Below are 22,072 nucleotides of genomic sequence, written 5' to 3'. Positions count from 1 at the left end.
GATGGCGCAGCTCAGCGATGACAGTCTGGCGTTCGGTGGCAAGCTTGCCACTCTGGATGAGGTACGCGCCGCGCTGCGACAGCGCCTGACGCCCGTTGCAACCGTCGAAATCGTTGACGTCATGGCGGCCGGCCGACGCATTTTGGCCCAAGACATCATCGCGCCCTTGTCGATCCCGGCTTTCGACAACTCGGCCGTCGATGGCTATGCGGTCAGGATCGGCGATGTGGCGCCGGTTGGCGACACACGCCTGATGATCACCAACCGGGTCACCGCCGGCAGTTCGGCGAAACATCCGCTGGGCGCTGGCGAGGCAGCGCGCATCTTCACCGGCGCGCCGCTGCCAGAAGGTGCCGATACCATCTTCATGCAGGAAGACGTCCGCGTCGAGGGAGCGCATGTCGTTGTGCCGGCAGGGCTGAAACGTAGCGCCAATGCACGATTTGCCGGCGAAGACATAGCGGCTGGCGAGATCGCGCTTCGTCAGGGATTGCGGCTGCGCCCGCAGGATGTGGCGCTCGCCTCGGCATTGGGGTTGGCAGACCTGCCGGTGCGCCGACGTCTGGTCATGGCGCTCCTGTCGACCGGCAACGAGGTGATGGCGCCCGGCAGTGTTGTCGGCAATGCCGGGCTTTACGATGCCAATCGCCCGCTGCTCGCGGCTCTGGCGCAGGCGGCTGGCTGCGACGTGATTGATGGTGGCATCGTGCGCGATGAACCTGAAGCGCTTGCGGCAGCTTTGACCCAAGCGGCGAGCGAGGCTGACGTCGTCATTTCATCGGGTGGCGTATCGACGGGCGAAGAAGATCACGTCAAAGCGGTTATCGAGCGCATCGGGCGTCTTGACTGGTGGCGGATTGGCATCAAGCCCGGGCGGCCGGTCGCCGCCGGGGTCATCAACGGCAAAGCCTTCGTCGGTCTGCCGGGCAATCCGGTGGCAGCCTATGTCACCTTCACCCAGATCGTCCGCCCGTTGCTGGCCGCGCTTGCCGGTGAGACGTGGCGGCCCCCGCTTGGGCTGCCAGTGCGCGCCGATTTCGCCTATCGCAAACGCGCCGGGCGGCGCGAATTCGTGCGCGTGTCGCTTGGCGATGAGCAGCCGGTCCGCCTGGCGAGAAAACATCGGCAGGATGGGGCCGGCGTTATCACATCGCTGACCGCATCGGACGGGCTGGTTGATCTTGACGAAGCGATCACCGAGGTCCGGCCTGGTGACCTGCTGTCATTTTATCCATTCGCAGTGATCGAGGCCTGAGAGCGTGCGGCGGCAATCGTAACGCCAACACCGATCACGTACATCCAGCCTTGGGTAAAATCGGCCAAATGACTATTGAAGAAGCCACCGGCGATGTTTTGTATGACGATGGCAAGACCGATACGAGCCGCGAGGCTGGAACCAGCGAGCGCGATGGTGTGGGAAAGCCACATCGCCATCAACAGCCCAACGCCGATCAGGCCGGTCTGCATGGCGGTCAGCAGCGCCTGATTATGCGGATTTGAGGTTACAAATTTTTCATCGAGCGTTCCGGCTTTGACCATGCCCTCCATTGCCGCACGGACGCCGCCTGCACCATAACCGATGATCGGGGAGTGGGCGACGAGCCCGGACGTCTGGCGATACCACTCCAAACGATATCCTGCCGATGTCGCTTCGCCATTTGCTGAATAGCGATGAACTTCTGTAATCGCACTTTCCACGCGCTCGCGGATCCGCTCAGAGGTTTGCCATAGCAGCAAACACGCCAGGATCGACGTTGCCAAGCCGATCAGCGTTCCGCGCCGCACCCCGATGCGCTGAACCATGAAAAGCAAGACGAGCACCGGGATGATCAGCAGCCCTGTGCGCGAGGGATGGATGAACATTAGATTTGCGATGAAGGCCGCCACAAGCCCGGCATAGCCGGCCACGCGGATATGGTGATTGCGCGTGCAGGCATCGCACGCAAGGTGGGCTGCGGCGAAGGCTGCGATCAAAAAGAAATTCGTCTGGGAGATCCAATCCTTGACCGGCACACCCGGCGCCAGCATCGACAACAGCGCTGTCTTGGGGATACTTATCATCAGGCTGACCCACGACAGAACCATCAATGCCGTGGTGCTGACCAGAAAGACGCGCAGAGCTTCGTGCGCCAGATGACCGCGCCTGGACACATGCAAAATCAGAACCGGAATGACGGCCAGTTTTGCGACCGCGCCCACACCATTCAGCTTCTCCTGCGCCACACCTCCCGACCACAGCACCGACAACGCGGTCAGCAGAAAAAGGATGATGGCAAAAACACTCGGCGATCGGCGCGCTTGCCGCAGCAATTGCCGCCAATCGGTCTGCGGCAGAACCAACAGCAACCAGATGGCAAGGAAGATGCTCGTCCCTGAGGTGGACCATGGCAGGGTGGCGATAATGCACAGAACTGCCACATCAGCGGACCGGCACAGACGCTCGCTGGAAACGGGATGGGGGAGCACGATCATCCGCTGTCCCTAGCGCAAGGTCAGCGGATTTACGAGAAAAAACATGACACTCAATTACTCAAGCATTCAACGACGGCTTGGGTGATATGATTTTGCGCCTGCAGATCAAGATAGGGGTGCATCGGCAGGCTGATCACCTCCCGGGCAATGGCTTCGGTGGCTGGCAATCCATTACCCGCACTCGGGTAATGCGCGTAGGCCTTCTGGCGATGCAGCGGGATCGGGTAATAGATCGCAGTTGGAATGCCCGCAGCCTTCAGATGGGCCGCCAGCGCCTCGCGACGGTCAGGCGCGACGCGCATCGTATATTGTGCCCATACAGAGGTGACGCCTGGGGGCAAATTCGGGACAATGGCCACCTGATTCAAGGCCAGGTTATACCGTTCGGCAATCAGGTTGCGTTGCACGATCTCGTCTTCGAAAATCGTCAGCTTTTGTAACAGCACAGCCGCCTGCATGGTGTCGAGGCGTCCATTCATGCCAATGCGGATATTGTCATAGCGATCACTTCCCGCACCATGATTGCGCAGGGAACGCAGAATGTCAGCCAATGCGGCATCGTCCGTAAAAATGGCCCCGCCATCGCCATAACAACCAAGCGGCTTGGCGGGAAAAAAGCTGGTTGTCGTCGCCGTGCCGATGGTACCGACACGGCGGCCCTTGTAGGTTGCGCCAAAACTCTGGGCGGCATCACTCAGCAGCCACAGTCCGTGAGCTGCAGCGAATGCCTCAATCGGCTCATAATCGGCGGGCTGCCCGAAAAGATCGACACTGATGATGCCGCGCGGCGTCAACCCTTTCTCTGTTGCTGTTCTCAGCGCCTGGTGAAGACTTGCGGTATCGAGATTGAAGGTTTCGGCATCGACATCAACGAAAACCGGCGTGGCGCCGAGCCAGGCAACCACCTCAGCGGTGGCGGCAAATGTAAAACTGGGGCAAAAGATGCCATCGCCCGGTTTGACACCCTTGGCCATGAGGACCATCGCCAGAGCGTCCGTACCATTGGCGCAGGTCACAACTTCACCGGCACCGCAGAATTGTGCCAATTGCGCTTCGAGTTCAAAGACCTCAGGCCCGAGAATGTAGGCTCCCGATCGGGTGACCTTGAGGATGGCCTCTTCCAGCGCCGCACCCAGACGATGGCGCTGCGCCTGAAGATCGATGAACGGCAAAGCGGGCGGATTGAAAGGTTTATTCATCGTCCAAAACAACCTGTTTCTGAAATCAGCGCCGGTTAACGGCAATCGCCGGCGGGTTTTCGACGTATGAGACACCCTTGTCCAGTCGCGAAGCTTGGAAACGGTGTCACATTCTCTTACTGAAGTTTACAATCTTCCATACCACATCGACCGGCGGGCCATAATTGGCCCATTATTTTCCTTTTGAGATTGGTCTCCGTCAGCTATAGCAGGCGGTGCCGCTTTTGGCTTGACCCTAGGGAAGTGCAGTTCGTCGTCGCATGAATCGCCGCAAGCTGATGATTATCGGCCACGACCTGCTCGTCACGGTGACGGCGGTTCTGGCAAGTTTCTATATCCGTTTCGAGCGCGACGGGCTTGAAGAGCGGCTCCTGGACCTCGCCTATTTCCTGCCGGTTTTCGTGGCCTATGCCGGGCTCGTTTATGCCCGCTTCCATCTTTACCGCGCCAAATGGCGATTTGCATCGCTGCCCGATCTGAAGAACATTGCGCAGGCCGTGACGGTTCTAGCCCTCACCCTGGTGATCGTCGATTATTTGCTGGCGTCATCGACATTTTACGGCGAATTGCTTTTTGGAAAAATCACGATTGCGCTCTTCTGGGTGCTGCAAATCTGTCTCCTTGGTGGACCGCGGCTAGCCTACCGTTACTACCGCCTGACGCGAACCAAGGCGCGTGGGATCGCCAATGACGCAAGCCCGGTGCTGATTGTCGGTCGGGCAAGTGATGCTGATGTCGTGCTGCGGGCGATTGAAAGCGGGGCCATCAAAAAGATCCAAGCCGTCGGTATCCTCTCACCGGCTGCGTCTGATCTCGGTCAGTCGATCCGCGGCATCGCCGTTCTGGGCTCACTTCATGATCTCGACAGCGCCATCTTCAGCCTGGAACAAAATGACGTCCGCGCCACGCGGCTGATCCTCACACCTTCGGTTCTGGGCGAAGGGAGCGGCATTGACCGGTTGCTGGTAAAGGCGCGCAAAATCGGCATGCCCGTCAACCGCCTGCCCTCGCTTGAGGCAGGGCGTTCGCTCGATGGCCAGATGATCAGACTGGCACCGGTTGACGTCGAAGACCTGATGCTGCGTGAGCGCGTTGACATCGATTATGCCAGGCTGAAGCATTTCGCCGCCGGCAAGCGCGTGGCAGTGACGGGCGGCGGCGGCTCGATTGGTGCGGAGCTTTGCCTGCGGCTTGCCTCTTTCGGAGTGAAACATCTCCTCATTCTTGAAAATGGCGAGCCAGCGCTTCATGCGATCCTTGAGAAACTGGCGATAACTGCGCCGGAGATCCAGGTCGAAGGACGGATTGCTGATATCCGAGACCGCAATCGTGTCATGACGCTGTTTCACTCCTTTCAGCCTGACCTGGTGTTCCACGCCGCAGCGCTGAAGCATGTGCCCATCCTCGAGCGGAACTGGCAGGAGGGCGTGAAAACAAACGTCTTCGGTTCGGTCAATGTCTGCGATGCGGCGATAGCCTGCGGGGCGAGCGCGCTGGTGCTGATTTCGACCGATAAGGCGATCGAGCCCGTGTCAATTCTCGGGGCCACCAAACGCCTGGCCGAGATGTACGCGCAATGCCTCGATAGTGAACTCATCTCGGGCAAGGAAGCCCAGCGCAAAACACGCCTGATCTCGGTGCGGTTTGGCAATGTTCTGGCGTCATCGGGCTCCGTCATCCCGAAATTCAAGGCACAGATCGAGGCCGGCGGACCGGTCACGGTCACGCACCCTGATATGGTGCGCTACTTCATGACCATTCGCGAAGCCTGCGATCTGGTGGTGACGGCGGCTGAGCACGCCGTCCAGCCGATTGTTCCGCCCGTATCGGTGTATGTCCTTAACATGGGTCAGCCGGTGCGTATCCTTGATGTTGCCGAGCAGATGATACGGTTGTCGGGGTTTGAGCCACGCCGCGACATCGACATCGTTTTCTCCGGCATTCGCCCCGGCGAGCGGCTGCACGAAATTCTGTTTGCAAGCGATGAACCGACACGCGAACTGTCGACACCTGGTATTGTCGGGGCGCGGACCAGCGCTCCTACACATGCCGTCATGCGCGGGTTTCTCAGCGAGCTTGAAGCCTGCGTCAATGCGGAAGACGGCGCCCAGGCTGAAAGTCTGTTTGGCCGCCTTATTCCATCATACCGCAAGGCTGCCTGAGCGGATCGTGGCTCGCTACCGTCACAAGACCGTGCTCGATGCGACTTCGACGCCGCCGCGCCTCCTTTTTCTTGTTCCTGAAGACTGGTTCTTCGTTTCGCACTTCATCGGCATGGGGATAGCGGCGCGCCACGCGGGGTTCGATGTGGCGATTGCCACACCTGTGCAGGCCCATCGCCTGACCATCGAGGCTGCCGGTATCCGTGTCATCGATGTCGGTCGTGACCGGGCGGGCATGGGTCCCTTGTCGCTTCTGCGCACCATTGACACATTCCGCCGGATCATCGCGGCCGAAAAGCCCGACATCATCCACTGCATCGCCTTGCGCACCGTCCTGACGGGGGGCCTGGCTGCCCGGCTCACAGGTGTACGGGGCGCTGTCCTCGCGCCAACCGGCCTTGGCTTCCTGTGGAGCAATGATCACTTTGCCGCTCGTCTGGCGCGCCGCCTCATCCGCTTCATCGTCAGCCATGTTCTCGACACACCGCGCACTCTCTTTCTTTTCGAGAACCCTGATGACGCGCGCGCGCTCGGCCTTGATCCGGATGATCGTTCAAAGATCACGCTGGTGCGCGGCGCCGGCGTTGATCCCGCAGCCTTTCTACCCCAGCCGCCGCGCCATGACGACACATTGCGACTCGCGGTGGTGGCCCGCATGATCGCCTCGAAAAGGATTGCCGACGCGGTTGCAGCGGTTGGCCTTGCCCAGGCTGCCGGCCATCGCGTGTCACTGGACATTTACGGCGCGCCCGACCCGGTCAATCCAGCGTCCTACACCCATACCGAACTCGACGCATGGTCGCGCCTGCCGGGCATCACGTGGAAAGGTCCAACCCGCGATGTCGCCGCGGTCTGGCGGGAAGCGGATGGGGCCATTCTCCTCTCGACGGGCGAAGGCCTGCCACGCAGTCTCGTTGAGGCATTGGCAAGCGCGCGGGCGATCATCACCACCGACGCGCCCGGCAACAACATCGTCGTCGAAGATGGCGTCAACGGCTTTCTCGTACCCCCGGGTGATCCGAAGGCGGCGGCAGTTGCGATTGGCCGGCTGGCTGGCGACCGGCAGATGCTGGCGCGGATGGGAGAGGCGGCACGCCGGCACTTTGAAAACGGCTTCACCGCCAAGGATGTGAGCGACGCCGCCGTCGCGCTCTATCAGCGCCTCCTAGCCCACCAGGCCGCCAGCCTTTAGCGCATCCTCGACGATTTCGACAATCGCGTGGCCAGCCGTAATGTGCACTTCCTGGACGCGGCCAGCCTCGAGGCTTGGCACGACCAGAGCAACATCACACAAGGCCAGCGCCTTGCCGCCATCGCCACCGAGCAGCCCGGCGGTATGCAACCCCATGGCGCGGGCGGTCTCGAAGCCATGCAAAATGTTGGCGGAGCGCCCTGATGTCGTCAGACCGATGAAAAGGTCACCCGGCCGCCCCAACGCTTCGATGGCGCGGGCATAGATTCGGTCGTAGCCATAATCATTGGCTGCAGCCGTCAATGTCGACACGTCAAGGCTGAGCGCAATGGCGGGCAGAGCGCGGCGGTTGACCTCGGAGCGCAGTCGCACCACGAATTCAGCGGCGATGTGCTGGGCATCGGCCGCAGAGCCGCCATTGCCGGCAAAGAGAAGTTTGCCCCCTCCGGCCAGACACGTCACCGCCATGGCAGCCATCCGCGCGACCTCGCGGAGGTGAGCGTCACGGACCGCCTGCTTCACTGCGATCGAGCGCTCGAACAAGTGTACCGCCTGAGCGTGATAGCGATCCGTCTCGGTTGACATCATTCCCTCGTTACGACTGTCGGTTCAGCAGCTGGCGTTCCCAGGCAAGGGCTGAACGCACGATCGTATCAAGGCTGTTATGTTCCGGCATCCAGGCGAGCTTGTGGCGGATCCTGGCGGCATCGGCAATGATCGAGGCCGGATCACCGGCACGCGGTGGCGCCATATCGACCTTGAAGTCGACGCCCGACAGGCGCTTTACCGCATCGATGACCTCCAGCACGGAATAGCCATGGCCATAGCCACAGTTGAAAACATCGGACGCACCGCCGTGCCGCAGATGGGCCAGGGCTGCCGCATGCGCGCCGATGAGATCGCTGACATGAATATAATCGCGCACGCAGGTGCCATCGGGTGTCGCGTAATCATCGCCAAACACCTGCATCGACGGGCGCATGCCGAGCGCCGTCTGTACCGCGACCTTGATCAGATGCGTGGCATTCGGTGTCGATTGGCCCGAGCGCCCGCCCGGGTCAGCCCCCGCAACATTGAAATAACGCAGCACGACGTAACGCAAGGGATGGGCAAACGCTGCATCGCGCAACATCATCTCGCTCATCATCTTTGACGTGCCGTAAGGCGACAGAGGCATGAGCGCCGCGTCCTCGGCGACCGGCGTCGCCTGCGGGTTGCCGTAAACAGCAGCAGTCGACGAGAAGATCATCTGGCCGACCCCGCCCTCGACGGCAGCGGCAATCATCTCACGGGTCTTGACAGTGTTGTTGAGATAATAGCCGAGCGGGTCGGCAACCGAATCGGGCACGACGATTTTTGCTGCAAAATGGATGATCGCCTCGATTCCGTGTTTTTTGATGAGCGCCAAGACGAGCGCTCGATCGCCGACATCGCCTTCAATCAGGATCGCCCCGGGCGCGAGCGCCTCGCGGAAACCGGTCGACAGATTGTCGAGAACCACAACCTGCTCGTCGCGGTCGCGCAGCGCCAGAACCATATGGCTGCCGATATAGCCCGCGCCGCCGGTTACCAGAACTGCCATGCCCACCTCCGCTCGCGCTTGTCCCGAGGCTTCTTCGTAGCGGATGGCGATTAAAGGATGGTCAAGCCGCTTGCCTTCCAGTCAGCCATGAACTGGTCGATACCCTTGTCGGTCAGGGGATGGTGAAAGAGCTGGCGCAGAATGGCGGCAGGCACCGTTGCGGTATCAGCTCCGGCGAGAGCGGCGGCGCGCACATGAGCGGGGCTGCGGATGGAGGCTGCCAGAATGTCGGTGGTAAAACCATAATTATCATAGATAAGGCGGATGTCCTGGATCAGGTCCATGCCGTCAATACCGATATCGTCCAGCCGGCCGATAAAGGGTGAAATGAAGGTCGCGCCGGCCTTGGCAGCGAGCAATGCCTGATTGGCGCTGAAGCATAGGGTGACATTGGTTTTGACGCCGTCAGCGGTGAGCGCCCGGCAGGCCTTGAGCCCTTCGGGCGTCAGCGGCAGCTTGATGACGATATTGGCAGCAATCGCCGAGAGCACCTTTGCTTCGGCCAGCATGCCAGGCGCATCAAGGGCTGCGACTTCCGCCGATACCGGCCCCGGCACAAGTGCGCAGATATCTTTCAGCAATGGCTTGAAGGGTTGACCGGCTTTCGCAGCCAGCGACGGGTTGGTGGTGACGCCATCCACAAGGCCAAGCGCATATAGGGCGCTGATATCATCCAGCGAGACGCTATCGATAAAAAATTTCATTCTTTTCTCCCTCGAAGCGGCAAGGAACATGGATTTTCCCGATGCGCAAGACAGCAGATTTGCGGTCTTTACCACATGTGCCGCCGATCCTTGACGTGTGCGCTGCAGCATGATTAGTGGAGCATCCGTTATACCGGCGCGTTGCAGGATATCCGGGCAATCTTGTCGAAACCTGAGATGTCGACGGAAATCGGGCAAACATTGGTGATGCGTTGATGAATTATGCTCCAGCCGCAATGTCCTCACCCGCGCCGGTCAATGAAGTGCATTGCGAAGGCTGTGGCGTTGTCCTGATGCGCTTTCCGGCGGGACGCTTCATGCGCGAGAGCGATCAGCGCGCACGCCCGGTCACCATCATCTGCGCCGATTGCGGAACCAAGAACAGCTGGTCGGGCGCGGCCTGATGCGCGGTGCGGGCACCGGCCTGATGGCGCTCAAACGCTGTCCCTGACCTCGACAAAATCCGCCAGCGCCGCGCGTTCGCTCACCAGGCGATTTTCAGGGGCTTGCGGGTCGGCGTAGCCAAGCGCCATGCCGCACACCAGAGCCCGGCCTTCAGCAAAACCCAGATGCGCCGCGATCTCCTCATGGAAGGTGATGAAGGCTGCCTGAGCGCAGGTATCAAGCCCATAGGCACGGGCCAGCGTCATGACGTTTTGCAGATACATGCCATAATCAAGCCAGCTGCCGAGTTCGAGATCGCGGTCGATGGTGAAGATGAGGCCCACAGGCGCGTCGAAAAAGCGGAAATTGCGCGCATGCTGGCGGCGCATCTTGTCGTCTTCGCCGCGCGCGATGCCGAGCAGCCCGTACAGATCAAGACCGATTTTGCGCCGGCGTGACAGGTAGGGCTCGCGGAAGGTCGGCGGATAATACGCATAGGCTGCCTTACCCTGATGACCAGCAAGCGCCAGCTGTTCCAGCCGCGCACCCAGACTTGCCAGCGCCGCGCCGCGCAACACCGTGACTTGCCAGGGCTGCATATTGGTGCCGCTGGGGGCGCGCCGCGCGATATCAAGGATACGCAAGACGAGCGCCTCGGGCACCTCGGTTGGCAGGAAGGCGCGAATCGAGCGGCGGCTGGAAATAGCAGCCTCGACGCCGTCCGCGCCCGCTGGCAGATGTGGTGTATCATTCGTCATCAGGGCTGCCCGTCTGTGTTGTTGCCCTGCAGCGCTAGCACAGGTAACCGGGTGATTGACAAGCAACGGATCGATCGTCCGTTGGCGATGAGAGCACGAGCGGAGAGATCGATGGGGCTGCGCGCGACCGACCATGAAAGCATTCGCGAGGGAGTGCGAGCGTTGTGCGCAGCTTTTCCCGCCTCCTACCATCGCGCGATCGATGAGAAACGCGGCTATCCCGATGAATTCGTGCAGGCTCTGACCAAGGCCGGCTGGCTGGCTGCGCTCATTCCGCAGGAATATGGCGGCAGCGGGCTGGGGCTGACGGAAGCGTCCGTTATCATGGAAGAGATCAACCGCTCGGGTGGCAATTCCGGCGCGTGCCATGGGCAGATGTACAATATGGGGACGCTGCTGCGTCATGGCTCGCAGGCGCAGAAAGATTATTTTCTGCCGAAGATTGCAGCTGGTGAATTACGCCTGCAGTCGATGGGCGTGACGGAACCGTCCACAGGCACCGACACCACCCAGATCAAGACGAGCGCCCTACGCAAGGGTGACCGCTACGTCATCAACGGCCAGAAGGTGTGGATCTCCCGCATCCAGCATTCCGATTTCATGATCCTGCTGGCGCGAACTACCCCGCTTGCTGACGTCAGCCGCAAATCTCTCGGCATGTCGATTTTCATGGTCGATCTGCGCGAGGCCATCGGCAAGGGGCTTGAGGTCCGGCCCATCGCCAACATGGTCAATCACGAGACCAATGAGTTGTTTTTCGACAATCTGGAAATCCCGGCTGAAAACCTCATCGGCGAGGAGGGAATGGGTTTCCGCTATATTCTCGATGGTCTGAATGCCGAGCGCATCCTGATAGCGGCTGAATGCATCGGCGATGGCTACTGGTTCATCGACAAGGTGACGGCTTATACCAAGGAGCGCATCGTCTTTGGCCGGCCCATCGGCCAGAATCAGGGCGTCCAATTCCCGATTGCGGAGGCGTTCATCGAGCTTGAAGCGGCAAACCTCATGCGGTTTGGCGCCTGCAGCCTGTTTGACGCTCATGCCGCGTGCGGCGCGGAGGCCAACATGGCCAAATATCTGGCGGCCAAGGCAAGTTGGGAGGCTGCCAACGCCTGCATCCAGTTCCATGGCGGGTTCGGCTTTGCGGTTGACTATGATATCGAGCGCAAGTTCCGTGAAACGCGCCTCTATCAGGTCGCCCCGATTTCGACCAACCTCATTCTTGCCTATATTGGCGAACATGTCCTTGGCATGCCGCGCTCCTACTAGAAAACGCCGGCGCTGGATGGTCCTTCGTCGCGGTTTAAAACCGCGTGTGGTCTGTTAGTGTCGATGCAGGCGGGATGATGGTGTCGGATCACGTCGTCAAACGCGTTCGAGGGATAGTGCGTTTCAGCGACGAGGGTGAAGCGGAGGAGCGAACATGAAGCGATTGGTCGTGGCAATGCTCGTGATGTGCCTGCCAAGCGTCGCGCTGGCAGATCGTGAAAAAGCCGATATGTGCGCTGTGTCGCTGCAAGCTGACGCGAAGCGCATCTATGAGGAAGTCGTGCCCTCGGTCGCCGCGTCGACCAATATCAAACGGATTGCCAGGCGGCAGGCAAAACTGCTGGCACGCGCCGGTAAAATCGACAGCGCGAACGCGGTTGCCAGCACGCTTCAGGCCCGCACCTGCCTGCGGCTTGCCCGACCAGGGAGATAGGCTTCAGCCAAAGCGGCCGGTGATGTAATCCTGCGTCGATTTTTCGCGCGGGTTCGTGAATATGCGGGCTGTCTGGTCGAATTCCACAAGGCGGCCGAGAAGGAAAAAGGCCGCCTTGTCGGAAACGCGGGCCGCCTGCTGCATATTGTGCGTGACGATGATGATGGTGAATTCGCTACGCAGTTCGTTGATCAATTCCTCGATCTTGGCGGTCGAGATCGGGTCAAGCGCGGATGTCGGCTCATCGAGCAGCACCACTTCGGGCTTTACCGCAATGGTACGCGCGATGCACAGTCGCTGCTGCTGACCGCCTGAAAGGCCGATGGCGGATGTGTGCAGCCGGTCCTTGACCTCACCCCACAGGGCCGCCTTGGTGAGCGCCCATTCGATACGCTCGTTGATTTCGGCCCGCGATACCCGCTCGTTCAATTTGATGCCGTAGGCGATGTTGTCGTGAATGCTCATGGGGAAGGGCGTCGGCTTCTGGAACACCATGCCGATACGGCTGCGCACGACGGCCGCGCGCACTTGCGGTTCAACGATGTTCTGATTGTCCATCATCACCCGCCCTGTCGCCTTCTGGCCGGGATAGAGATCGAACATGCGGTTGATGACACGCAGGAAGGTCGATTTTCCGCAACCTGACGGTCCGATCATCGCGGTTACGCGCTTTTCGGGAAACGCCATGTTGATATCAAACAGGGCTTGCTTGCCGCTGTAAAAGAAATCGAGATTTTCGACGAGAATTTTGATGCCGTCGTCAACAGCATCAACATTGACCTTGCGCTCGGCCGCGATCAGGCCTGTGGTTGAAATATCATTCATAGGTCACTTCCCACGGCCAAGCGTCAGGAGCAGACGCGACACAATGTTAAGGCAAAGGACGCCAAGCGTAATCAGCAGGGCGCCAGCCCAGGCGATGCCAACCCATTCATCGAACGGGCTGCCGGCATATTGATAAATCGTCACGGGCAGGCTCGACATCGGCTTCGTCAGGTCAACCGACCAGTTGAGGCTGCCAAGAGAGGTAAACAGCAGAGGCGCTGTTTCACCGGCGGCACGAGCAATCGCCAGCAGGATACCGGTGACGATCCCGGCGCGCGCGCCGCGCAGCGTAACATTGGCAACGACATGCCAGTGAGGGGCACCAAGGGCGAAAGCTGCCTCGCGCAAGGCCGGCGGCACGAGGCGCAACATGTCCTCGGTCGCGCGCACCACCACCGGCAGAATAATGATGCCGAGCGCGATCGCTCCGGCAATACCCGAGAAGCCGCCGAAGGGGCGCACAAGGATCTGATAGACAAAAAGGCCGATGAGAATGGACGGGGCAGACAGCAGCACGTCGTTGATGAAACGGACGACCCGACCAAGCAGGCTGCGGTCGCCAAGCTCAGCCAGAAAAATACCGGCCAATACGCCGATGGGCGTGGCAATGATAACCGCCATTCCCACCTGGATCAGCGAACCGATGATGGCGTTTCTGAGCCCGCCGCCGCGACCGGGCGGCAGGGTATCGGTGACGAGGAGCGCGGTTGACAGCGATGAGGCGCCCCGGCTGACCAGGGTCCACAGGATCCAGGCGAGGAGCAGCAAGGCAACCCCCGCACTCAGCGTGGCAACGACCCGGAAGGTCGCATCACGGGCAAGCCGGAGGGGAAGACGTTGCGACATCGTTCAGGTCTCCAGCCGGCTTCTGACAAGGAAGCGAGCAACGGCAAGGACGATGAATGACAGCACAAAAAGCAGGAAGCCCAGTTCGAGCAGGGCAAAAAGCTTGAGAGAGCCGGGCGCAGCTTCCGGGAATTCGTTGGCAATCGTCGAGGCAATCGAGGCGCCTGGCGAAAACAGGGATGCCGAAATACGGTTGGCGTTGCCGATGACGAAGGTGACAGCCATGGTTTCGCCCAGAGCCCGTCCGAGCCCCAGCATGACGGCGCCGACGATTGCTGTGCGGCCATAGGGAATGGAAACCGCAGTGAAGACCTCGCTCGTGGTTGCGCCCACACCATAAGCCGCCTCCTTGAACATCGGCGGCACCGATTCAAGGACTTCAACGAAAAGCGCGGTGATGAAGGGCAGGATCATGAGGGCCATGATCAGCCCGGCGGTGAGAATGCCTGTGCCGATCGGCGCACCGGAAAAGAGCGTGCCAATCACCGGCACCACTCCAAGCGTGCTGGCGAGCGCGGGCTGGACATAGGTTGCCATCAGAGGCACGACGACGAAAAAACCCCACATGCCAAAAATGATCGAAGGGATCGCGGCAAGCAGCTGAATGGCGGTGCCGATGGAGCGACGCAGGACCGGTGGCGCTACTTCGGTCAGGAAAAAGGAGATACCGAACGCCGCAGGGACAGCAACCACAACGGCAATGACAGCGGTGATAATTGTTCCGTAGACGGCAACCACGGCGCCGTATTTTTCGGTGACCGGGTTCCAGGCTGAACTGGTAAAGAAATCAATGCCGAAGGCATAGAGAACCGGTAAACCGCCGTGAAACAACAGGATGATGATGAGGCCGAGCAGTGTCAGAACCAGGATGCCAGCAGCATAAAGCACGCCCCGGAAAATGACATCAGAGGCCTGCTCGCCCCGGGCAAAGCCACGGTGCCGCGATACGGGGGCAGAGGATAACGTGCCTACTGCAACATCACTCACTGGCAAAACCCTCTACTTGTCGCTTCACCGCAACGCCCCACCCTATCACGACGCGTGTCGGGTGCGACATGTATCACGCGCCAGCACCGGGGAGCCGGCGGGCAGATCGGGCCCGCCGGACTGTGCCCGAGCGCTTATTTCTTCCACACCGGATTGCCGGCGCTGTCCTTGATCTCGCTTTCCCAGGCCGTCTTGACCCGCGCGGTCACGCTGGCGGGAAGCGGGATGTAGTGCAGCTTCTCCGCCGTGGCGCCGCCATTGGCGAACGCCCAGTCGAAGAATTTCATGACAGCCAGAGACTGTTCGGCTTTGGCCGGGTTCTTCGGCAACAGAATGAAGGTGGCGCTGGTGATCGGCCAGGTGGTGTCGCCGGGAGTGTTGATCATGCTGGCAGCGAAATCCTTGGCACCGGCCCAATCAGCATTGGCAGCAGCGGCCTGAAACGCCGGGGTCGAGGGCGAAACAAACTTGCCCGCCTTGTTCTTAAGCTGCGCCGTCACAAGGTTGTTGGCAGCGGCATAAACATGCTCAACGTAGCCGATGGCGCCCTTGGAATTCTTCACCGAGGCGGCGACACCGTCATTGCCCTTTGCACCATTGCCGGCAGGCCAGGAAATCGAGGTGGCAACGCCTACTTTCTCTTTCCATTCCGGGCTGACGGCCGCCAGATACGACGCGTAGACGAAGGTTGTTCCTGATCCGTCCGAGCGGTAGGCCGGGATGATCGCCAGATCAGGCAGCTTGACGCCTTCATTGAGGTCAGCGATCCGCTTGTCGTTCCATTTGGTGACCTTGCCGAGGTAGATGTCGGCGACCAAAGGGCCGTCAAGTTTCAACTGGTTGGCGGCGATACCATCAAGGTTGACGATGATGACGACCGAGCCGATGACGGCGGGGAACTGAAGAAGCTTGCCGGCAGCGAGCTTGTCGCCGGCAACAGGCGCGTCGGAGGCGCCGAAATCGACGGTCCGGTTGAGAATCTGGGTTTGCCCACCACCCGAGCCAATCGCTTGATAATTCAGGCTTTCGCCGGATTTTGCCTTGTAATCAGCCGCCCAGGCGGCATAGACCGGCGCCGGGAAGGTGGCGCCTGCGCCTGTGAAATCAACGGCTTTGGCAACTGGCGCGGCAAATGCCAGTCCGGCCACTGAACCGGCCAACATAATTGCGCGCATGCCGTTTCGACTCATCAAGGACATCATTATCTCCAAAGCAGGTTTCCGATCGGGAAGGTTACTTAAGGTCTGTCACGCGCTGTTCTAGCTGCCCTGTGCGACACATTCACGACAGTCGGACGTGATGTACTAATGTGCCAATTTATTGTTTAGTATCATGCTTCTACGCCCATTTTGTTTGTACCAGAATGAGTTTCCCTCTGATCTGATTGGCGCCGGCGCGGCGGGACTGCGGCCTGTCGCTTGACCTTCAGGCGCGCGCGGCAGAGGCTTGCAACATCTCGAAGCAGGATGAGCTCATGAAAACCAAAGCGGCTTTGCTGAAATCAGCGCCTGTGGAGCGCCCTTTCCATGTCACCAGGCCGCTCGTCATCGAGGAGGTTGATCTTGCCGCCCCCGGTCCAGGCGAGGTGCTGGTGCGGGTGGTAGCCGCAGGGCTCTGCCATTCCGATCTGTCGGTGATCAATGGCGATCGGCCACGACCGGTGCCGATGGCGCTTGGCCATGAAGCGTCAGGCGTGGTGCTGGAGACAGGCGCCGGCGTTGATCAGCTGACGGCGGGCGATCACGTCGTGTTCGTCTTCATGCCGTCCTGCGGCCATTGCAATCCCTGCGCGGAGGGCCGACCGGCTTTGTGCGAGCCCGGCGCAGCGGCGAATGGAGCGGGAACATTGCTTGGCGGCCATCGGCGCCTCGCGTGGAACGGCCATGCCGTCCATCATCATGTCGGCGTATCGGCCTTTGCCGAGCATGCCGTGGTTTCGCAGCGCTCGCTGGTCAAGATTGATCGAGATTTTCCACTTGATATCGCGGCCATGTTCGGCTGCGCCGTTCTGACCGGCGTCGGCGCTGTGGTCAACACGGCGCAGATACGCCCCGGTCAGTCGGTTGCTGTCATCGGCCTTGGTGGCGTCGGGCTGGCGGCTCTGCTGGGGACGGTGGCGGCGGGAGCGGAAACGATCATCGCGGTTGATCTTGCCGAGGACAAGCTGGACATAGCGCGCCACCTCGGGGCGACCCATGCGGTGAACGCCGCCAACGCCGATGCGGCCGATCAGATCCGGCAGGTGAGTAAAGGCGGAGTTGACATCGCGGTTGAGCTTGCCGGCTCGGTCAAAGCCTTCGAACTTGCCTATCGGGCGACCAGGCGCGGTGGTCAGACAGTGACGGCGGGCCTTGCCAATCCCGCCCATGCCCTGTCCATCCAGCAGGTATCGCTGGTGGCCGAGGAACGGACGGTGAAGGGAAGTTATATCGGCAGCTCTGTGCCGATGCGCGATCTGCCACGCTATATGGGGCTCTATCGTCGCGGCAAACTGCCCATCGACAAGCTTCTGACCAGCCGCAGCTCGCTTGCCGGGATCAACGAGGCGCTGGAGGCGCTCGCCAGCGGCAGGACGGTGCGCCACATTTTCGACCTGTGAGACGGCGCCTCGATCAGCTGCCGACGCGGATGCCTGTCACCTGACCGAGGATCTGCTGGAACACGGCGTTGAGTTGCGAGGCATCGCTCACGGGGAAATAGCTTGAGGAGTCGCTGGCGCAATCGCGCAGCAGAGCGCTCTGGCCATCAAGAACGCCGATGGTGAAGACGCGGACCGAGCGCGCCTTGGCGTCGTTGCAGGCGAGCGTCATACGGTCATCGACCGCAGAGCTGCTGGCCGAACCATTTCCCGCAAAGCGGTTCTGTGTATTGGCACCGTCGGTCAGCAGAACAAGGAATTTTTTGGTGAACGGATCAGACGAGCTATTGGTGCCGAAGGGATTGTCGCTGCGCAGCGTCGCCATGCCCATCACCATGCCCATGGTGATGTTGGTGGCACCCGTCGGCTGCATGGAGTTCACGCCGGTGCGAATTGCCTCGAGGTCGGTGGTCAGCGTCCGCATGGGTACAATCTGCGCACCCGGCGAGGCCGAGCCGGTTGTATAATAATGGCAGAATGAAGCGACATATCTGGTGTTGGTGACACCGCTGACTCCATCGCTCCTGGTATCATAATTGAAATAGCTCTGGTCGCGATCCGACAGGCAGCCATTCCAGTTGGCAGGTGTTGGCGCATTGCGTGAGATGCCGACCGACTGGAGATAGGTGCGCAAGGACGTATTGGTAACACCGACGTCATAGCGCAGATAGTTGGCGTTGGGGTTGGCGGTGCCGATGTTGACCTGCGTGTTGAACGGCACCAACGACACTTTCACATCGCCCGGCGTGCGCGAATAATTCTGCAAACTGGTCAACAGATTATTGGCCGCTGTTTTCAGCGACTGGATCTTGCCGTTCTGTGCCATCGACCCCGTATTATCGAGCGCAAGCGCGATCTCGACTGAAGATTGCTGGTTGAGCGTGGTCGAGCGCGCGCCGATGGTCACACTCGAAACGCCGATGATGCTGGCAATTCCCGTCGGCAGTGTTTCGCTCGCACTGACGTTCAAGGTTGCGTTGGCGTAGCTGGTGACAACCTGCGGCACGGGGATGCCGTAGGGCGGCGTGTAAATGGATTGAAAGAAGGACTGCGCCGTCGACTGCACGACGTTTGCCGGTGTGCCTTGCGGCAGGTGAATGACGGAAAGCGCGGTGGCATCAACGGCTGCCTGGAGGCGGCTGCGTTCGGTCGCGGCGCGACTGTAGTCGATCGCTGCGCTTGCAAGCCCAAGAACGGGGATGACAACGATGGCGAAGATCGGGGCAATTGCGCCACCCCGGTCGGCCAGAAAACGTTGAATGTGCGACAGAATTAACAAAACACTGACCCTCGATGTTCTCGTTGACCAGTAATTGCAAAATCCTTGCCAGTTGTGCCATGTCCCAAAAGAGGACAAATCTGCCTATCTATGGTGGTGTTGGTATTTTATCTGCACGTCAGACGCTAAGTGTGTGTGCCAAAATATTGCATAATTATTTTTGCAACTGTGTCACACATCTGAATACTTTTACATAAACTGTTCGTTTTTTTGAAAGCATTCGTTGATATCTGTGGTCATCGGACTGCCATCGAGCCGCCTTCGCCGCAACCATGGCGATGAAATCATTGCCCCGCGAAACGCCAGCCGTTTATAGATAGGCGCTCTTGCCGGGCGTGCTCGACAGAGAACATGGCCGTTTCGCCAATCCGATGGGGAATGCGATGACCAACACCACACACTCGCTCGCCAGTGCACTTGCCGCCGGGCATAAATCGCCCCCTGCCATGCTCGCCGGCTTACCGGTCCCGGCTGATTACGCGGCGGCGATGAAGGTCCAGGCCGAGGTTGCCGGCACACTCAAGGCAAGGGTGGCGGGTTGGAAAGTCGCGATCCGCCCTGACGGCGTGGCGGTGGCAGCGCCGCTTTTTGACCATCTCGTCAGCACCGCCCGCACCTTCCCCGTCGCGCCGTCAGGACTGATGGGAATTGAAGTCGAGATCGGCCTGCGCCTGGCGCGCGATCTGCCTCCCCGCCCTGGCGCTTTGTATACGCGCGCTGATATTGTGGCGGCGAGCGACCAGATTTTTATCGGTATCGAGATCGTCTCGACCCGCCTCACCGACCATGGCAACGCCCCCTTCCCGCTGGTGCTCGCCGATAACATGGCCAATGGCGCCTACATTATCGGCGACGTCCTCACGACATGGGACAGATTTGACCTCGGCAACCTGATGACGCGGCTCAGCTTCGATGGCATCGAGGTCCATGCCAGGCGTGGCGGCCACGGCAATGGCGATCCTCTGACGCCCGTCATTGCCTATGCCAATCAGCCGCTTGATCATCTGGGTGGATTTCGTGCCGGACAGATCGTCACCACCGGCACGCTGTGCGGGCTTGTTCCCGTCAAGGCCGACGCGCTGGTTGAAGCCAGCATCGAGGACATTGGCAAGGCAAGCGTCAAGCTGCAGCCCCGCGCCTGACACGTTGATCAACCATGGCGGCCAGCGATAGGTACGCTAACGTCAGCGGGTGGTTGTTGACGTCTGGCCGAAGAGAATCTTCTTGCCTTCCTCGGTGACCGCCGGCTGGCCGCGGTAGGCCTCGCCCCTGGCGTAGGCAGCGATAACCGCCGGGCGCGCCTTGATCATCTCATACCAGCGCTGGACATGCGGGAAGTCCTCCAGCTTCTGGCTCTGCTTCTCATGCGACACAACCCATGGGTAGGCCGCCATATCGGCGATCGAATAGGCGCTGCCAATAAAGTCGCGCCCTTCGAGACGACGGTTGAGCACACCGTAGAGACGGTTGGTCTCGTTGACATAGCGATTGATGGCGTAAGGGATTTTTTCGGGGGCGTACTGGCTGAAATGATGGTTCTGACCGGCCATCGGCCCCAGACCGCCCATCTGCCAGAACAGCCATTCGAGCACCGCCTGCCGCTGGCGCATATCGCCGGGAAGGAATTTACCGGTCTTCTCGGCGAGATAAAGCAGGATGGCGCCTGATTCGAAGACCGAAATTGCCGCCCCCCCATCCTGCGGTGCGCGGTCGATAATCGCCGGCATACGGTTGTTGGGAGCGATTTTCAGGAAATCCGGCTTGAACTGATCACCGGCCGAGATATTGACGGGATGAATGGTGTAGGGAATGCCCGCCTCTTCAAGAAAGATGGTGATCTTGTGCCCGTTGGGGGTTGGCCAGTAGTAAAGGTCGATCATGGTTGCTCCTTGCAATTGATGGTGTTGTGACCGGCGCTGCGAACGCAGAACGCCGCAGCGGCGCGATCATGCGGGTGGAGAGGCGTGGCGAAACAGCGGATCAAGCACTCCAAGCCCTAACAGCAATCCGCTGGTGACGATGCCGACGCCAAGCCATTGCGCCGGATCGGGCCATTCGCCGGCAACCGGTATTCCCAGCAAGATCGCCACCACCGGGACGATGGCGGCAAAGAGCGTCGCCCGCGATGCACCGATCAGGCGGATCGACCAGCCGTAGAACAAGATGCCGAGAAAGCCTGAAATCACCCCTTGAACGGCGAGTTGAGCCAAAACGAGCGACAGGGGAAATTGCGTGAGATGGGTAAAGGTGCCGCTCGCCAATGCCAATGGCAGCGTGATGATGCCGGCGACCACCAGGGCCATCGCCGTGCCACCGAGGGCGGAGATATTCCAGCGCCGGATCAGCGCCGTGTAGGTTGCCCATAACAGGCCCGCGCTGGCAAACATGGCATCGCCAATCAGACTTTGTGGCCCGGCATGCGCGATCCCTGAGCCAGCCACCAGCACAAGACCGCAGATGACGGCAAGGGCGCCCGCCAGCCTTTGCAGGGTCAGCCGATCACCGAAAAAGAGCGTGGCAATGACGAGGCTCGACAGCGTCATGGTGCCAGGCTGGAGGACGGCGCCATGAGCAAGCGGCGCAAAGAGATAGCCGCCGCTTGCCAGCGCCACAAAGGGTGGGCCGATGCACAGGCTGAGAAGGACCGCCCGGCTGGCTACGAATTCACCCGACGTCAAAAAGCTGCGTCGCAACACCAACGGTAACGCAAGGACGGCACCAGGCAACAACCGCAGGACGATGAAGTCGAGCGGGCCCATGCCAGCCAGCGTGCCGGCCCGCGCCAGACCAAAGGAGCTGCCCCAGGAGGCGGCGGCAATCATGCCGCAAAGCGCTCCAAGGACAAGTTTGCGATCAGGCTTGTAGGTCACGACAGGAGCGACGGGCAGAGCCGAGGTGTGGTTGCTCATTTAGCCCTTCTCCCGCGCCGTGATCAGCGAACGCGTGTTTTAGCCCTGTCTGCGCGCGATGACAGTACGGCCTGGCGCATGCCTGTGTCGCGTCTCAGGGCTTGGTCGCGTCAGCCGCGATCTTGGCAAAGATCACGTCGAGTTCGCCTGCCATTGTCTTCAGCGGCTCGCCACCATCGTCAAAATAAGGTGCGAACATGGTGGACGGTGCGCGGTAGGACAGTGTGGCCAGTTTATCCGGTCCTTCGGTGAGATAGACACGGATCGGCGCCTCGATACCAGCGGCGACGCTCGCCGCCAGCATGCGCCGGGCAAAATCATTGCGATAAACCCCCAGAACACGATTTCCCGCGATTGTGAAGCCTTGCGCCTTGGCACCGTCGGTGGCGCTGGCGAAATTGACGATGTTCATCTGATTGGCCTTCACGGC

At 60.4% G+C, this 22,072-nt stretch carries 22 protein-coding genes; 8 read left to right on the top strand and 14 right to left on the bottom strand.

What is annotated here, in order from left to right; translation table 11 throughout:
• Window position 1 precedes the first annotated feature (1 nt).
• Entirely contained in the window at window positions 2–1,255 is a 1,254-nt protein-coding gene (glp, locus tag ACINK1_RS05475) for a gephyrin-like molybdotransferase Glp (protein ID WP_376800083.1), read from the top strand.
• On the opposite strand, the gene ACINK1_RS05470 is transcribed toward glp, so the two are convergent.
• Both ACINK1_RS05470 and ACINK1_RS05465 read right to left on the bottom strand, forming a co-directional pair.
• Window positions 1,228–2,346 carry an O-antigen ligase family protein gene (locus tag ACINK1_RS05470; protein ID WP_376800082.1) on the bottom strand — a complete coding sequence of 373 codons (1,119 nt, stop codon included), beginning with the start codon at window positions 2,344–2,346 and terminating at the stop codon, window positions 1,228–1,230. The two genes, glp and ACINK1_RS05470, sit on opposite strands and share 28 nt — an antisense overlap.
• A gap of 176 nt (window positions 2,347–2,522) precedes the next feature.
• Window positions 2,523–3,671, bottom strand: a complete 1,149-nt coding sequence (locus tag ACINK1_RS05465) for a DegT/DnrJ/EryC1/StrS aminotransferase family protein (RefSeq protein ID WP_376800081.1) — start codon at window positions 3,669–3,671, stop codon at window positions 2,523–2,525.
• A 260-nt stretch (window positions 3,672–3,931) separates the two neighbouring features.
• On the opposite strand from ACINK1_RS05465, the gene ACINK1_RS05460 reads away from it, so the two are divergent.
• Entirely contained in the window at window positions 3,932–5,833 is a 1,902-nt protein-coding gene (locus ACINK1_RS05460) for a nucleoside-diphosphate sugar epimerase/dehydratase (protein WP_376800080.1), read from the top strand.
• A gap of 7 nt (window positions 5,834–5,840) precedes the next feature.
• Window positions 5,841–7,025, top strand: coding sequence for a glycosyltransferase family 4 protein (locus ACINK1_RS05455; RefSeq protein ID WP_376800079.1), 1,185 nt, complete (start codon window positions 5,841–5,843; stop codon window positions 7,023–7,025).
• Here the strand turns inward: ACINK1_RS05455 and ACINK1_RS05450 are convergent.
• From ACINK1_RS05450 to fsa, 3 genes are read right to left on the bottom strand one after another with little or no spacing between them, the layout of a single operon-like run.
• Window positions 6,999–7,610 (bottom strand): SIS domain-containing protein, encoded by a 612-nt coding sequence (locus ACINK1_RS05450; protein WP_376800078.1) that lies wholly within the window; start codon window positions 7,608–7,610, stop codon window positions 6,999–7,001. The two genes, ACINK1_RS05455 and ACINK1_RS05450, sit on opposite strands and share 27 nt — an antisense overlap.
• A gap of 10 nt (window positions 7,611–7,620) precedes the next feature.
• Window positions 7,621–8,607 (bottom strand): UDP-glucose 4-epimerase GalE, encoded by a 987-nt coding sequence (gene galE, locus ACINK1_RS05445; RefSeq protein WP_376800077.1) that lies wholly within the window; start codon window positions 8,605–8,607, stop codon window positions 7,621–7,623.
• Window positions 8,608–8,657: 50 nt separating this feature from the next.
• Window positions 8,658–9,311, bottom strand: coding sequence for a fructose-6-phosphate aldolase (gene fsa, locus ACINK1_RS05440; RefSeq protein WP_376800076.1), 654 nt, complete (start codon window positions 9,309–9,311; stop codon window positions 8,658–8,660).
• Window positions 9,312–9,526: 215 nt separating this feature from the next.
• Between fsa and ACINK1_RS05435 the strand changes: the two genes are divergently transcribed.
• Window positions 9,527–9,715 (top strand): hypothetical protein, encoded by a 189-nt coding sequence (locus ACINK1_RS05435; protein WP_376800075.1) that lies wholly within the window; start codon window positions 9,527–9,529, stop codon window positions 9,713–9,715.
• A 30-nt stretch (window positions 9,716–9,745) separates the two neighbouring features.
• Here the strand turns inward: ACINK1_RS05435 and ACINK1_RS05430 are convergent, their stop codons facing one another.
• Window positions 9,746–10,453 carry a nitroreductase gene (locus ACINK1_RS05430; RefSeq protein ID WP_376800074.1) on the bottom strand — a complete coding sequence of 236 codons (708 nt, stop codon included), beginning with the start codon at window positions 10,451–10,453 and terminating at the stop codon, window positions 9,746–9,748.
• 111 nt (window positions 10,454–10,564) lie between these two features.
• Here ACINK1_RS05430 and ACINK1_RS05425 point away from each other — a divergent pair, with 111 nt between their 5' ends.
• Both ACINK1_RS05425 and ACINK1_RS05420 read left to right on the top strand, forming a co-directional pair.
• Window positions 10,565–11,725: an acyl-CoA dehydrogenase family protein gene (locus tag ACINK1_RS05425; RefSeq protein WP_376800073.1), complete on the top strand. Its 1,161-nt coding sequence runs from the start codon at window positions 10,565–10,567 to the stop codon at window positions 11,723–11,725.
• Window positions 11,726–11,879: 154 nt separating this feature from the next.
• A complete protein-coding gene (locus ACINK1_RS05420; RefSeq protein ID WP_376800072.1) occupies window positions 11,880–12,158 on the top strand; it encodes a hypothetical protein in 279 nt (92 codons plus the stop codon).
• Between the two features lie 3 nt (window positions 12,159–12,161).
• Here the strand turns inward: ACINK1_RS05420 and pstB are convergent, their stop codons facing one another.
• From pstB to pstS, 4 genes are all read right to left on the bottom strand, one after another.
• On the bottom strand, window positions 12,162–12,983 hold the full coding sequence (pstB, locus tag ACINK1_RS05415) for a phosphate ABC transporter ATP-binding protein PstB (RefSeq protein ID WP_376800071.1): 822 nt from the start codon (window positions 12,981–12,983) through the stop codon (window positions 12,162–12,164).
• A gap of 3 nt (window positions 12,984–12,986) precedes the next feature.
• Window positions 12,987–13,829, bottom strand: a complete 843-nt coding sequence (pstA, locus tag ACINK1_RS05410) for a phosphate ABC transporter permease PstA (RefSeq protein WP_376800070.1) — start codon at window positions 13,827–13,829, stop codon at window positions 12,987–12,989.
• Between the two features lie 3 nt (window positions 13,830–13,832).
• Complete coding sequence (pstC, locus tag ACINK1_RS05405) at window positions 13,833–14,816, bottom strand: phosphate ABC transporter permease subunit PstC (RefSeq protein ID WP_376800069.1); 984 nt, start codon at window positions 14,814–14,816, stop codon at window positions 13,833–13,835.
• Window positions 14,817–14,950: 134 nt separating this feature from the next.
• Window positions 14,951–15,991 (bottom strand): phosphate ABC transporter substrate-binding protein PstS, encoded by a 1,041-nt coding sequence (pstS, locus tag ACINK1_RS05400; protein ID WP_376800068.1) that lies wholly within the window; start codon window positions 15,989–15,991, stop codon window positions 14,951–14,953.
• Window positions 15,992–16,290: 299 nt separating this feature from the next.
• Between pstS and ACINK1_RS05395 the strand changes: the two genes are divergently transcribed.
• Window positions 16,291–17,415 (top strand): zinc-dependent alcohol dehydrogenase family protein, encoded by a 1,125-nt coding sequence (locus ACINK1_RS05395; protein ID WP_376800067.1) that lies wholly within the window; start codon window positions 16,291–16,293, stop codon window positions 17,413–17,415.
• 13 nt (window positions 17,416–17,428) lie between these two features.
• Here ACINK1_RS05395 and ACINK1_RS05390 read toward each other — a convergent pair whose 3' ends face one another.
• The gene (locus ACINK1_RS05390; protein WP_376803889.1) at window positions 17,429–18,733 is read right to left on the bottom strand and encodes a pilus assembly protein; all 1,305 of its coding nucleotides are present in this window, start codon (window positions 18,731–18,733) and stop codon (window positions 17,429–17,431) included.
• A gap of 383 nt (window positions 18,734–19,116) precedes the next feature.
• Between ACINK1_RS05390 and ACINK1_RS05385 the strand changes: the two genes are divergently transcribed.
• Window positions 19,117–19,875 carry a fumarylacetoacetate hydrolase family protein gene (locus ACINK1_RS05385; RefSeq protein WP_376800065.1) on the top strand — a complete coding sequence of 253 codons (759 nt, stop codon included), beginning with the start codon at window positions 19,117–19,119 and terminating at the stop codon, window positions 19,873–19,875.
• 42 nt (window positions 19,876–19,917) lie between these two features.
• On the opposite strand, the gene ACINK1_RS05380 is transcribed toward ACINK1_RS05385, so the two are convergent.
• The 3 genes from ACINK1_RS05380 to ACINK1_RS05370 all read right to left on the bottom strand — a co-directional run.
• Window positions 19,918–20,613, bottom strand: a complete 696-nt coding sequence (locus tag ACINK1_RS05380; RefSeq protein ID WP_376800064.1) for a glutathione S-transferase N-terminal domain-containing protein — start codon at window positions 20,611–20,613, stop codon at window positions 19,918–19,920.
• Window positions 20,614–20,679: 66 nt separating this feature from the next.
• Entirely contained in the window at window positions 20,680–21,642 is a 963-nt protein-coding gene (locus ACINK1_RS05375; protein WP_376800063.1) for a DMT family transporter, read from the bottom strand.
• 94 nt (window positions 21,643–21,736) lie between these two features.
• On the bottom strand, window positions 21,737–22,072 hold a 336-nt coding region (locus tag ACINK1_RS05370), incomplete at its 5' end, for a DUF302 domain-containing protein (RefSeq protein ID WP_395760018.1).

This window comes from Raskinella chloraquaticus (SeqCode), from assembly GCF_021731865.1.
Taxonomy (GTDB): Bacteria; Pseudomonadota; Alphaproteobacteria; order Rhizobiales; family UBA4765; genus Raskinella; species Raskinella chloraquaticus.
The sequence above is the reverse complement of the archived record's forward strand: the minus strand, read 5'-3'. Positions and strand labels throughout refer to the sequence as shown.